Consider the following 12443-nt stretch of genomic DNA (forward strand, 5'->3'; position numbering starts at 1 on the left):
CATGGCAACCGAAATTCTCATGCCCGCCCTTTCGCCCACTATGGAAGAGGGCACGCTGGCCAAATGGCTGATCAAAGAAGGCGACACTGTATCATCCGGCGATATCATGGCCGAGATCGAAACCGACAAGGCGACGATGGAGTTCGAAGCTGTCGATGAAGGTATCGTTGGCAAGATCCTGATCGCGGAAGGCACGGAAGGGGTCAAGGTGAATACCCCCATAGCCGTGCTTGTGGACGAAGGCGAAGACGCCTCCGCCCTGCCCGCGGCTGCGCCCGCAGCCGCAGCGGTGACCGAGGCCGCCCCTGCGGCGGTTGAGGCCCCCGCTCCCGCCGCCGCACCGGCGGCTCCGGTCGTCGATCTGTCGCCGGATTGGCCAGCCGATGCCGAGATGAAATCCGAAACCGTCCGCGAGGCCCTACGCGATGCGATGGCCGAGGAAATGCGCGGTGACGACGACGTCTACCTGATGGGCGAAGAGGTTGCCGAGTATCAGGGCGCATACAAGATCAGCCAAGGTCTGCTGGATGAATTCGGCCCCAAACGCGTGATCGACACGCCGATCACCGAACATGGTTTTGCCGGTATCGCAGTTGGTTCTGCCTTTGGCGGCCTGAAACCCATCGTTGAGTTCATGACCTTCAACTTCGCCATGCAGGCGATTGACCAGATCATCAACTCCGCCGCCAAGACGCTCTATATGTCCGGCGGTCAAATGGGCTGTCCCATCGTGTTCCGTGGCCCCAACGGTGCCGCCGCCCGCGTTGCCGCGCAGCACAGCCAGGATTACGCGGCGTGGTATATGCAAATCCCCGGCCTGAAAGTCGTCATGCCCTATTCGGCAGCCGACGCCAAAGGTCTGCTGAAATCGGCCATTCGCGACCCCAACCCGGTGATTTTCCTGGAAAACGAAATCCTCTATGGCCGGTCTTTCGACGTGCCCCAAGTGGACGATCTGACCATCCCGCTGGGCAAAGCGCGTATCTGGCGCGAAGGCACGGATGTGACCATCGTCAGCTTCGGCATCGGGATGCAATACGCGCTAGAAGCCGCCGATAAGCTGGCCGAAGAAGGTATCAGCGCCGAGGTCATCGACCTGCGCACCATCCGCCCGATGGACACTGGCGCGATCATCAACTCGGTGATGAAAACCAACCGTCTTGTGACCGTCGAGGAAGGCTGGCCGCAAGGCTCGGTCGGCAGCTATATCAGCTCGGTCGTGATGCAGGAGGCGTTCGACTATCTCGACGCGCCGGTCATCAACTGCACCGGCAAGGACGTTCCGATGCCTTACGCCGCGAACCTCGAAAAGCTGGCCCTTATCACCACTGATGAGGTCATCGCCGCCGTCAAACAAGTGACCTACCGGTAAGGAATAGTCATGCGGCCGCTCGCCCCTCCAGAAGATGTAGAAACCAATGAAACGGCCCACGAGATGGTTCGTTTCTGGATAGCTGATGAAGAGCATCAACTAACATTGAATATCGGGCTATTTGACCCCGATGAGGAGCCCCGACTTTGGGGCTCCATCTTGACCGATATCGCACAACACGCTGTTAACGGAATGCTGCAAGACCGCCCAGACGCAGGTTCCTCAGACCTACTTCTGGCTCAAATCGAAGCAGGGTTTGCAAATCGTTTGAATCAATACCCGGAATTTTCGGGATCGCTCCAGGGGAGTAAGCACTAATGCCCACAGAAATTCTGATGCCCGCCCTGTCGCCGACTATGGAAGAAGGCACGCTTGCCAAATGGCTGGTCAAAGAGGGCGATACCGTGTCGTCTGGCGACCTGCTGGCCGAGATTGAAACCGACAAGGCGACGATGGAATTCGAGGCCGTTGACGAAGGCACCATTGGCAAAATCCTGATCCCGGAAGGCTCCGAAGGCGTGAAGGTCAACACGGCCATCGCGATCCTGCTGGAAGATGGTGAAAGCGCCGATGATATCAGCGCAACGCCCGCAGCAGCGCCCGCGGCTGCCCCGGCAGTCGCCGCGGGTAACGAGGCCGCCCCTGCGGCGTCCGAGGCGCCCGCCCCTGCCCCGGCTGCTCCGGTCAAGGCCGATGGCGGTCGTATCTTTGCCTCGCCTCTGGCCCGCCGGATCGCCGCGCAAAAGGGCCTTGATCTGGCGCAGATCACCGGCTCGGGTCCGCATGGACGTATCGTCAAAGCGGATGTGGAAGGCGCAACGGCGACGGCCCCAGCGGCAGCGCCCGCACCTGCAGCAGCGGCTCCGGCGGCGGCAGCTCCGGCTGGCCCCTCGGCAGACGCAGTTGCCAAGATGTACGAGGGCCGCGACTACGAGGAAATCAAGCTCGACGGCATGCGCAAGACCATCGCCGCGCGCCTGTCCGAGGCCAAGCAGACCATCCCGCATTTCTACCTGCGCCGCGATATCAAACTGGACGCGCTGCTCAAGTTCCGCAGCCAGTTGAACAAGCAGCTGGAAGGCCGTGGCGTGAAGCTCAGCGTCAACGACTTCATCATCAAAGCTGTCGCCAACGCGCTGCAACAAGTTCCAGCCTGTAACGCGGTTTGGGCCGGTGATCGGGTGCTGCAACTGAAACCCTCGGACGTGGCCGTGGCCGTCGCGATCGAGGGCGGGTTGTTCACCCCGGTGCTGCAGGATGCCGACACCAAGTCGCTGTCTGCGCTGTCGACCGAGATGAAGGACTTGGCGGGTCGCGCGCGTGAACGCAAACTGGCACCGCATGAATATCAGGGCGGTACCTTTGCGATCTCGAATCTGGGCATGTTTGGCATCGACAATTTCGACGCTATCGTGAACCCGCCGCACGCTGGAATTCTGGCTGTGGGCACCGGTGTCAAGAAACCGGTTGTAGGCGATGATGGAGAGCTGACCGCAGCAACCGTGATGTCCGTCACCATGTCCGTCGATCATCGGGTTATCGATGGTGCGCTTGGGGCAGAACTGCTGCAAGCTATCGTGGAAAACCTTGAAAACCCGATGGTTATGCTGGCCTAACATCTAATAACACAAAACAGCCGCGCCCGATTTTCCGGCGCGGCTTTTTGGTGCCCTGACGGGATGTGAGCAAGCGTGATCTGCCCGACTGTTGCTAGGTTCTGCGCAGCACACCAAATTGAGTGCAGATCAGAAACGAATGCACAGGTGCCCCATGACCTTCACGCGAATTACTCGAACAGGATTGGTTTTGCTGATGCTGGCTGCGATCGCACCCGCCGACGCCTATGCCAAGCCCAATAGCTATCCCGGCGAAAACTCGAAATACAATTCAAAAAGCGCGGTTGCCAAATGGGAAGCAGAACGTTCCAAACGAATTGAAGAGCGTAAGAAACGGCGGGAAGAACGGCGGCTCAAGCGGTTGAACGAAAAGAACAACCGCTCGAACTAATACTCACTTACTGATCCTTTCCCAGCATGTGATCCATCGAGATCGAGGGCTGATCGCACCCTGCTTCGCCCACGATCTTGGCCGGAATGCCCGCCACTGTTTTGCACGCGGGCACTTCCTGTAACACAACCGAGCCCGCAGCGATCCGGCTGCAATGACCCACTTCGATATTGCCCAGAACCTTGGCCCCGGCCCCGATCAGAACACCGTTGCCAATCTTGGGATGACGCTGCTCTTCTTCCTTACCGGTCCCGCCCAGCGTCACTGAATGCAGCATCGAGACATTGTCCCCCACCACAGCAGTTTCGCCAATCACTATGGAATGGGCATGGTCGATCATGATCCCTTTGCCGATTTTCGCGGCGGGGTGAATGTCGATCCCGAAAATCTCGGACGAGCGCATCTGGAAGAAATAGGCCAGATCGTAGCGTTTCTTCTGCCACAGCCAATGCGCCACACGGTAGGCCTGCATCGCCTGATAACCTTTGAAGTACAGGATCGGCTGCAGCAGGCGGTGGCAGGCTGGATCGCGTTCGTAGACCGCCATAAGGTCAGCGCGAGCCGCCTCGATCAATGACGGATCGTCGGCATAGGCTTCGTCCACAATCTCGCGCAGCACCATCATCGACATCTCGTTCGAGCACAGCTTGGCCGCTACACGATACGACAACGCGCGCTCAAGACTGCGGTGATGCAGGATACAGGCATGCACCAGCCCGCCCATCAGGGGCTCATTTTCAACGGCCGCTTCGGCCTCGGTCGTGATGCGGTCCCAGACGGGGTCGACGGGGGTCACAAGACTGCGCTTTTCCAACATGGCTTTTCATCCTTTGCTGCGCCTAGAATGCCATTTAGTGGCAAAAACGCCAAACGCAAACCCGTGATCTGCAAGGCAACGAAAATGAATGCATCGCAACTGGCAGAATTCGAAGCCAAAATTCGAGCGCGGTTGGAAGAACTGGCGGAGGATTCAGCCGCTGGACAGGACGCGCAAGCGGTTGTCGAGCTGGACCAGCAAGCCGTCGGTCGCCTGAGCCGAATGGACGCTTTGCAAAATCAGGCCATGGCCAAGGCGCAGCAAGCAAACAGGAATCTGGAAATGCGTAGGTTGCAATCCGCATTGCAGCGTATGGAGGACTGGGAATACGGGTTTTGCGAGGATTGTGGAGAGGATATCCCCGCTGGCCGCCTGAATTTGGACCTGGCGGCCAGCAAATGCGTCAGTTGCGCATCCGGTTGATCCAGGTGTCGATCAGGTGGCGCAGCACCAGTTCAAAGCACTGACAATATCGCAGATCGTCAAAGCTGGGCTCATCCGCCAGCTTCCTGTTCCGCGCCGCCGCCATCAGCGAACCATTTCCGAACAGCGGATGCATGCGCCCGGTCTGACCGACATAGGCGTCGGCCAACTGTGCTTCGTGGATCATCCGTTGGCACAGGCGGTCCCGGTCCGGCGGGTCAACGCACAACAGCACCCGCGCGGCGGCACTGACGTCGCCATGAAGCACCGGGCGCATCGTCAGCCCTGCCCGACCGACAGTCGCGCAAACAGACCAGGTCCAAAGCTGGCGGAAACCTGCGCGACCTGTACGTCGTACCCAACTGAGACACCGTCGCTTAGCTTCATCGCCGCGCTATAGATCCAACGCGGCTCGGTGGTGATCTCTTCTCGGATCAAGGACCCACTCGACCTGACCTGCACCAGGTAGGTCTCGGTTTCTTCCGACAGTGGGACGTCCAACCCCTCCCAGTCGTCGCCATCCAGACGGGAGCGGCGAATCCAACTGATCTGGTCCTCGGACGCAGCGCGATGCGCGCGCAGATGAACCGGAGCATAAGGCCGCAAGCCATTGCCATTGAACGCCAGAACCTGATGCACATAGGACGGATCATCGTATCCTCGCGCTGCTGGACCGATGCGATAGTGCTTGGCGACACGACGCTCGGACCTCAGAAGGTTGGTCTGAGCGATCCGTTGATCCAGCAAGACAAAGGTCGAACCCTCGGGCCAGACATCCGGTATGGCGGCATCGCTGCCCAACTGACCACGCAGGCGGCCAGACAACGCGTAAGTGCCGGGGCTTTCCAACGTTGCTTGGGCGAACTGAAACACCTCCCAGTTGTCGGGCGATCCGTCGCCAATGGCAGCCAGATTGGCACCGTTCAGCAGGGCGTCTCGCGGTCGGGATTCCAATAGCCCTGCGATCAACTCGACACGCAAGGGCGCACCATTGTCCCATACACCGGCACTTGCACGCCGCAGAGGTGTTTGCGTGAAGCCGATCACCGCCTGCCGGGAAATCACGTCTTGCAAGCTGTAATCCTCATCACTGCCAGAGGAATAGACGGCGGCCCCACCGGGCCACGGATCGGCCGACACCGCGATGTAGGGCGCATGGGGCGCCTCGGCCCCTGTGATCAACGGCAGGTCCAGAAACACGGGCAGTACTGGAACCGGAGCAACAAAGGGCCGTTCGGGTATGGCATCTTCGGGCAAGTCCGAGGCGCTATAGACGCCCGGCTCAACCCGGACCGCGTCCGCCAATTGCATCTCTGCCTGTTCCAGACGGTCGATGCGATAACGCGCACCCTGTTCATCGCCTGACAGGCTGATCACATCACCCGCGCCGATATTCAGCATCGAAGGTGGCAAGGCAAAGCGGACAGTTTCACGCGACACCCGCGCCTCGCTGAGCCAACGCTCGACCGTTTGGCGCCCTTCGGTGCGGGTCATCGACAGGGGCATCTCGTTGACCGAGACGGAATGTGTCTGATCGTCTGGTAGAACGGCCTCCTCCGAGACGATGTCGTGATCGGCATCCGATTGCACGAAACGCAACCGCACGCGCCCCGTCATCTCGGCTTCGGCTTCGCGTCTGTGTTCGATAGTGCTTTCGACATCCGGGCTGATGGCCAGTTGCTCGGGGTCAATCACCTGTGGCGTCTTCGCTGCCCGCATCCGAAAGATCAGAACGCCATCGCGTTCAATGGAATCGAATCCATAGCGCAGCATCAAAGGCTGCAAAGCCGCCCGCGCGTCCGAGACCTGCTCGATCACATAACCACGGACAACACCATAAAGCTGCGTGGTGTCGATATTTGTCACTCCGGCTCGGTGGCAGATTTCTGTCACCACGGACGCCAGACTGCGCGCGCCCGAGCGTCCATTCAACCAATGACCACGGGCATAGTTTTCGCCGTCGCTCCACTGGCTGCGCAGGTTCGGGAAAGCTGGATATGGCCGTGCGTCCCAGGCCCAGACATAGGCGTTGGACATGTCAATCATTGGCGCGTTATAGACATTCGATACCGGGTTCAGGGTCGGGTCGGACCAGTACCCCAGCACCGCGCGCAGATATTGAAGCTGCATGAAGTCATCACGCAATCCATTGGAATAGGCGGGTAGGCTGGATTCCGAGGACTTTGGGTCCAGAAATTTGTTCGGCTGGTTCGTGCCTTTGTCGATGGCCGCACAGCCAAGCTCTGTGAACCAGATCGGTTTCGACCCCGGAACCCATGCTGTTTGGTTCGTCTGTCGCATTCCGCCGATGCGTTCGTGATGCGGGTTGGACCACCAATTGCGCAGGTCCTTGTAGCGCCAGATCCACGGCTCGTTGTGTTGCGCGTCTTCAATGGGCGCGCGGATTTGCGCCTCGGCCTCTTCGGGCGAGGCATAGAACCAGTCATAGCCCTCGCCGCCTTCGATATTGCTGCGCAGGTAGTCCAGATCGTGGATCGCATTCGCGCCGGCCTTCAGGTCCGCGTGATCCTCGCCATCCCGCCAATCCGACAGTGGCATGTAGTTGTCGATGCCGACGAAGTCGATATTTTCATCCGCCCACAGTGGGTCGAGGTGAAAGTACCGATCCCCGCTGCCATCCGCAGGCTGATAACCGAAGTATTCGCTCCAATCCGCTGCATAGCCGATCTTGGTGTCAGGCCCCAAAATTGTGCGCACTTCGGCCGCGAGAGTGCGCATCTGAGTAACGGCCGAAAAACCCGAAGCCCCTCGGATCTGCGTCAGACCACGCATCTCGGACGCGATGCAGAAGGACTCGACCCCACCTGCGGCCTTACATAGCGCGGCATAGTGCAGAATAAAGCGGAACATCCCCCAGTCCTGCGGGCCGGTATAGGTCACTGCACCATCGGCGATGGCAAAATCCGACGCCCGCGCCTGACCGAAGAATGCATTGACCTGCGCATCGGCCTGAGCGGTGCCATCCGGCGAGCCCGCGCGTCCCGGTGCGGTGCTAAGCGTGATCCGTCCGCGCCACGGAAGATGGGGCTGACCGGTTCCGCCCGACCAGGGGTCTGGCAGGTTATTGCCGCTGAGTTGGTCCATCAGAATGAACGGGTAGAACATCACCCGTTTGCCCGATTGCTTCAGGTGCTGGATGGCCTGCACGACCGACGCATCGGCCGAGGTCGCCCCATAGACCGGTCGGTCATTTTCATGCTGTACAAGCTGCGCCTCGGCACGAGACACGCCCGCAACCGTCCAGGGCATATTTTCGCCCTCATATTCCTTGTGCAAAACCTTGGGCTGCAACTGACACTCGCCGCAACGCAGGTCATTCCCGAACCACGACACGATCAGCGAGGCCGCGTCGCAGGACGGCAGTTCCGTTTCCAGCGCGCGGGTCGAGGTTATAAGATCAGGCACACCAGACGCCGAGTTCACATTGGCCGCCCAGCTTTGCCCCCGTCCCTTGGTGTAATTCACCTGAGTGCTCGCCAGCGCGTATTCGCCGGTGCCCGGCATCAGGGCCACGCCCCGCACGATACTGGACAGTGCATTCGGTGTCTCTGGCAGGTCGGGTTGATCCGGACGCACCACCTCGAACGAGAATTGCGGCACCCTGCTGCCGAAGGCCGCCAGCTGCAAATCTTCGATCACTACATAGGCTGTGCCCCGGTAGGCCGGAACACTACCCGCCCCCTCAATCGCTTCGATCAAGGGATCAGGCAATTGCTCGTGATCCCCTGGGTAGACCCGCATGTTCAGGCCCGCGCGTTCTAGCTCCTCGCCGTCGGCCCAGACCCGGGACACATCGGCGATCTGTCCCGCCCCGACTGCAATCGCCAACGAGATCGAATAACTGTAGCTGTGAGTGGTGGTCGTGACCTCGGGTGCTTTCGGGCTTCCTTTGCCGCCGCCGCCCGACTGCGTGGTTGTGCTGGTACTGAGCGTTTCCAGAAAATCCGAGGCCCAGATGACCTGCCCACCAACCCGCATCCGCCCGAATAAGGTAGCGACCGAGGCACCTTCACCCGTTTCTGTCAGTCGGAACCGGTCCAGCCGTCCGGTTTCAACGACCTCGCTGCCACTGCCCATGACCGATTGGCTCATCAGCCGCTGGTCGATTACACGACCCAGCGACGCCCCGATGGCGCGCCCTATGACCGCCGTAGACAACCCCGCGACCGTGCCCCCAATCGCGCCGCCAATCGCGGCACCGGCCGCAGAAAGTACAATCGTCGCCATTTACATATCCTTCCGCGGAAAACAGAAACAGGCGACCACGCGGCGGCTCCAGGGATCGCTCAGGGTATTCTCGACAACGCCATGGCCGGAATATGCATGAATAAACTGCGGTAATGGTTTGATTTGGCTTACAAATCCGACATGCTTAGCCACGCGTCCGTCACGCATCCGAAACAGCAAAACATCTCCGACTGCCGCCTCCTTAACTGGCTTTGCGATCAGGTGGCGGCGGGCAGCATCCCACATCCGTTCCTCACCCTGCGGTTCAGACCAATCCATAGAGTACGAGGGCACCGCCTCCGGCTCGGCCCCCATGACCGCGCGCCAGACACCACGCAGCAAGCCCAGACAATCCGCGCCCGCCCCTTTGGTCGAGGCCTGATGAACATAGGGCGTGCCCAGCCAACTTCGCGCCTCGCTCACGATATCCTGCCTTTCTTCGGTCATCGTCTGCTTCCCCCTGCGTTCGGATTGCTTTTCTTGGGTACGGCCATCACCCAATCCTCGCTCGGAAGATCAGGAAATCCTTGGAAGTTTATGAGATTGCTAAATTTTAATCGACAGGTCTCCATGCGCTTATCGCAACCTGCGGTCAGGCGAACGTGGTCTCCAGCGGCCAGACCACCGCTTATCCCGGACCACAACGTGATGCGACGACCACCCGAGATCGGCTCATCCTGCTTGACCGACGCCCATAGGCCCTCGGCCTGCCCCGACAAAACGTCAACGCGGCCTCGTTCGAACCACGCGGCTAAAGCGGCTTCAGCACCCGTGACCTCAAGCACACTACCAGCAGTCAAACGAGCAATCTGGGCTTCGGCATGGAACCCCGGTGCTCCAACGTCGAACCGACAACTTCGGTCGCCCAGAACCGCCGTACAAGGTTTTTGATAGATCCGCCCCAGAGGCCGGTTCAACAGATCCGTCAGGCCCCGTAGTTCAGCATGAAACGCCCCACCCGCACGACGTATCTCGCCAATAGAGCCGCGAAATTGCAGGTTACGCTGTTCTGGCTGCGCCCAGTTCACCAACCAGGCTTTAACCTCAGCCCCATCGAAACGACCCGCCTCAATATCCTGTTCCCGAACCGCTGCATCGGACAACGCGCCCATCGCCTCGGAATTATCGATGGACAGGCCCGTAGCTTGTTCAACCGCAGCGGCGGTCAAGCCGGTGCTGGCCTTGAAGGTCAGTCCCTCGAACTGCAATTCCAGATCATGATCCGTGAACCCATATACCTGCCCATCCGGTCGCATGATGGCCCAGCATCGACACGTCGTCGTCAGCCCGGTTTGCAGGTGCGCTTGCAAGCTTTCCCGATCCCCGCTCATCAGATACGCACCTCGACAACCGGTACATTGGGAACGTCACCAGCCTGAAAGCTGGCAACGCTGGTTTGGATCTTGTCGGTGTCAAAACGCACGGGCACGTCAAACTCGAACCCCGCGGTGATCTCGACATTCTCGGGCGGCGGGTCGGCGAACATCACTTGCCCGCGCAGCAGATCGACCTCGAAATCCACCCCTTCGCGCATTTCATCCTGTTCTAGGCCCAACCGCACCGTACCCAGAACCGGCTTGGTGATAGGGCGCACATATTGGAACCCGCCCGAACTGTAGGTTTTAACAAGCTGAAATTCGGTCTTCACACCGTCCCCGCGCGCGATGACCTGATCGCCTTTGTCCACGTCAGCGGTTGCTGCACCGGATTTGTAGTCGGACCAGTCCTTCCAGCGGAAACCGAACATTTGGCCCTGCCGCGCCTCGAAAAACGAGATCAAAGTCTCGATATCATCCAGCGACCGCATCCCGAACCCAGCGTCATACCGCCTGCGCGAATGAGCCCAAGGAGTGTTGCGTTCTTCGAAACCATTGGCCAGCGTCACGATGTCCGTGCGCCGTTCCGGGCCGCCGACCGAGCCGAAACTCAGGCTGGCGGGAAATCTCACCTCGTGGAAATTCATGACCTGCTCCGTGATTTACCTATTGCGATTGCCGCGACCCAAGGCGCGGCTCATCTGTGCGGCGATCTGGCTTTGACTGCGTCGAAAGCCCTGCACGTCAGGTGTGGTGATGTTCATCACCACATTCACCGCTCCACCTCCGCCCGATGTGCGAACACCCAGCTTGCCATCTGGTCCGCGCGCCAGAGGCATAATCGCCTCAGGGCCAGCCTCACCCATCAGGCCGGTCGCGCCGCGCATCGGGAAAGTCGTCGGGCCGGTGATCACCCCGCCATTGGCAAAGGGCATTACCCGGCCCTGGCTAAAACTGCCGCCGTCTGCAAAGGGCAGAATACCTTGGACAAAACTGCCGACCCCGTTTGCCAGCAGGCCACCGAAATGATCCGTTACCGGTTTGATCGCCGCCGAATAAGCCGTGCGGATCATCGAGTTCTTCAACACATCCAGCGCATCCGATAGGTTCATCCCATCCAGCACAACGCCATCAAAAGCCTTGCGTAGACCACCAGACATACTACGCTCGAGCGTAGCGACGTCCTTGCCGGTTTCCTCAAACGCCGCGCTGATCCGTTTCATCTGGCTGTCAAATGCCGCTGCCATCGACGCAGCAACGCCTAGCGCGTCGCCCAGCGCTTCGCCCCGCTCCTGAAGGTCGTCCAACCCATCACGATCCGTCGTCATCACGCTCTCCTTGTTTCTTGTCCGGGTAGGCTGCCAGCAAAGCGTCCAGCCCCTTGCGGTTCATCGCAGGCATCCCTGCGCCCTGCCCCAGCATCAGCCGCAGCTCTGCCGGGGTCAGACGCCAGAACTGGTCCGGCGTCAGACGCAAGCCGGTCATCCCGGCCCGCATCAGGGTGGGCCAGTCGAACCCGCTCAACGATCCGGCACCATGAAGGCGCGGGCCAACAACTCAGCCGCCGCGCGGGCCCCTTCCATGGGGCCGCCCGCGATCTCGGCGCGCAACATGTCGGCGCGGGTCACATCCGCCCCGCCCCCCCGCAGCCCCGCCACGATCAGCGCCAAAACATCGCCGCTGGAGTAGGCCCCGCCTTCGAACCGCTGCACCAGTTCCACCAACGTCCCGGTGCCGATTTCCTGTTCCAGTTCCGCCAAAGCACCCAGCGTCAGCTTGAGCACCCGTCGCTGCCCATCGATGGTCAATGCCACCTCACCCGTCCACGGATTGGCCATCGGCTTACAGCGCCGTAAAGGTCAGAGCCCCGGCGCTGGCCAGGCTCATCTCATAGGTGGCCTCGCCGTTATGCGAGCCCGCATACTCGATGCCAGTCACCTGAAACGCGCCTTCGACAATGCCGAAATCGGGGATGATCACCTGGAAATCTGGCGTCTCACCGTCAAAGAACAACTGACGCGCACGTTCATCGGTACCTTCGTCCTTGAACACACCCGAGCCCGAGATCGAGGCCGATTTGACCCCAGCCCCCGACAGCAGCTCGCGCCATCCGCCCTGGCTTTCAAGGCTGGTGACATCCACACTTTCCGCGTTGAAACTGACCCGCGTGGCGCGCAGGCCCGCGATGGTCTCGAACAGGCCCGAGCCGTTCATATCCACTTTGACCAACAGGTCTTTTCCGTTCTGGGCAGCCATATGC

The 12443-nt window shown here is 60.2% G+C and carries 15 protein-coding genes; 5 read left to right on the plus strand and 10 right to left on the minus strand.

Annotation, left to right across the window (positions count from 1 at the left end; all coding sequences use genetic code 11):
• Position 1 precedes the first annotated feature (1 nt).
• From GOV79_RS04990 to GOV79_RS05005, 4 genes are all read left to right on the plus strand, one after another.
• Entirely contained in the window at positions 2 to 1372 is a 1371-nt protein-coding gene (locus GOV79_RS04990) for a pyruvate dehydrogenase complex E1 component subunit beta (RefSeq protein ID WP_170788801.1), read from the plus strand.
• A 9-nt stretch (positions 1373 to 1381) separates the two neighbouring features.
• The gene (locus tag GOV79_RS04995) at positions 1382 to 1690 is read left to right on the plus strand and encodes a DUF5076 domain-containing protein (RefSeq protein WP_170788802.1); all 309 of its coding nucleotides are present in this window, start codon (positions 1382 to 1384) and stop codon (positions 1688 to 1690) included.
• Positions 1690 to 2988: a pyruvate dehydrogenase complex dihydrolipoamide acetyltransferase gene (locus GOV79_RS05000; protein WP_170788803.1), complete on the plus strand. Its 1299-nt coding sequence runs from the start codon at positions 1690 to 1692 to the stop codon at positions 2986 to 2988. The genes GOV79_RS04995 and GOV79_RS05000 overlap by 1 nt, the downstream gene beginning before the upstream one ends.
• A 154-nt stretch (positions 2989 to 3142) precedes the next feature.
• The gene (locus GOV79_RS05005; protein ID WP_170770544.1) at positions 3143 to 3379 is read left to right on the plus strand and encodes a hypothetical protein; all 237 of its coding nucleotides are present in this window, start codon (positions 3143 to 3145) and stop codon (positions 3377 to 3379) included.
• A gap of 7 nt (positions 3380 to 3386) precedes the next feature.
• Here GOV79_RS05005 and cysE read toward each other — a convergent pair whose 3' ends face one another.
• Positions 3387 to 4196 carry a serine O-acetyltransferase gene (cysE, locus tag GOV79_RS05010; RefSeq protein ID WP_170770542.1) on the minus strand — a complete coding sequence of 270 codons (810 nt, stop codon included), beginning with the start codon at positions 4194 to 4196 and terminating at the stop codon, positions 3387 to 3389.
• 84 nt (positions 4197 to 4280) lie between these two features.
• On the opposite strand from cysE, the gene GOV79_RS05015 reads away from it, so the two are divergent.
• On the plus strand, positions 4281 to 4619 hold the full coding sequence (locus tag GOV79_RS05015; RefSeq protein WP_170770540.1) for a TraR/DksA family transcriptional regulator: 339 nt from the start codon (positions 4281 to 4283) through the stop codon (positions 4617 to 4619).
• On the opposite strand, the gene GOV79_RS05020 is transcribed toward GOV79_RS05015, so the two are convergent.
• The 9 genes from GOV79_RS05020 to GOV79_RS05060 are packed head-to-tail and all read right to left on the minus strand — an operon-like array spanning position 4600 to position 12439.
• Complete coding sequence (locus GOV79_RS05020) at positions 4600 to 4896, minus strand: DUF7742 family protein (protein WP_170788804.1); 297 nt, start codon at positions 4894 to 4896, stop codon at positions 4600 to 4602. The genes GOV79_RS05015 and GOV79_RS05020 overlap by 20 nt on opposite strands.
• A 2-nt stretch (positions 4897 to 4898) precedes the next feature.
• Complete coding sequence (locus GOV79_RS05025) at positions 4899 to 8867, minus strand: baseplate multidomain protein megatron (RefSeq protein ID WP_170788805.1); 3969 nt, start codon at positions 8865 to 8867, stop codon at positions 4899 to 4901.
• A complete protein-coding gene (locus GOV79_RS05030) occupies positions 8868 to 9314 on the minus strand; it encodes an NlpC/P60 family protein (protein ID WP_170788806.1) in 447 nt (148 codons plus the stop codon).
• Positions 9311 to 10198 (minus strand): phage/gene transfer agent baseplate hub protein, encoded by an 888-nt coding sequence (locus tag GOV79_RS05035; RefSeq protein ID WP_170788807.1) that lies wholly within the window; start codon positions 10196 to 10198, stop codon positions 9311 to 9313. The genes GOV79_RS05030 and GOV79_RS05035 overlap by 4 nt, the downstream gene beginning before the upstream one ends.
• The gene (locus GOV79_RS05040; RefSeq protein WP_170788808.1) at positions 10198 to 10830 is read right to left on the minus strand and encodes a DUF2460 domain-containing protein; all 633 of its coding nucleotides are present in this window, start codon (positions 10828 to 10830) and stop codon (positions 10198 to 10200) included. Before GOV79_RS05040 ends, GOV79_RS05035 begins: the two co-directional genes overlap by 1 nt.
• A 15-nt stretch (positions 10831 to 10845) precedes the next feature.
• On the minus strand, positions 10846 to 11511 hold the full coding sequence (locus GOV79_RS05045; protein ID WP_170788809.1) for an RcGTA-type gene transfer agent tail tape measure protein: 666 nt from the start codon (positions 11509 to 11511) through the stop codon (positions 10846 to 10848).
• Positions 11495 to 11707: a rcc01693 family protein gene (locus tag GOV79_RS05050; protein ID WP_170788810.1), complete on the minus strand. Its 213-nt coding sequence runs from the start codon at positions 11705 to 11707 to the stop codon at positions 11495 to 11497. The genes GOV79_RS05045 and GOV79_RS05050 overlap by 17 nt, the downstream gene beginning before the upstream one ends.
• Positions 11704 to 12021 carry a gene transfer agent family protein gene (locus GOV79_RS05055; RefSeq protein ID WP_170788811.1) on the minus strand — a complete coding sequence of 106 codons (318 nt, stop codon included), beginning with the start codon at positions 12019 to 12021 and terminating at the stop codon, positions 11704 to 11706. Before GOV79_RS05055 ends, GOV79_RS05050 begins: the two co-directional genes overlap by 4 nt.
• Positions 12022 to 12025: 4 nt before the next feature.
• Positions 12026 to 12439 carry a phage major tail protein, TP901-1 family gene (locus tag GOV79_RS05060; RefSeq protein ID WP_170788812.1) on the minus strand — a complete coding sequence of 138 codons (414 nt, stop codon included), beginning with the start codon at positions 12437 to 12439 and terminating at the stop codon, positions 12026 to 12028.
• Between the last annotated feature and the right edge of the window lie 4 nt (positions 12440 to 12443).

This window comes from Ruegeria lacuscaerulensis, from assembly GCF_013034745.1.
Lineage (GTDB): Bacteria > Pseudomonadota > Alphaproteobacteria > Rhodobacterales > Rhodobacteraceae > Ruegeria > Ruegeria lacuscaerulensis_B.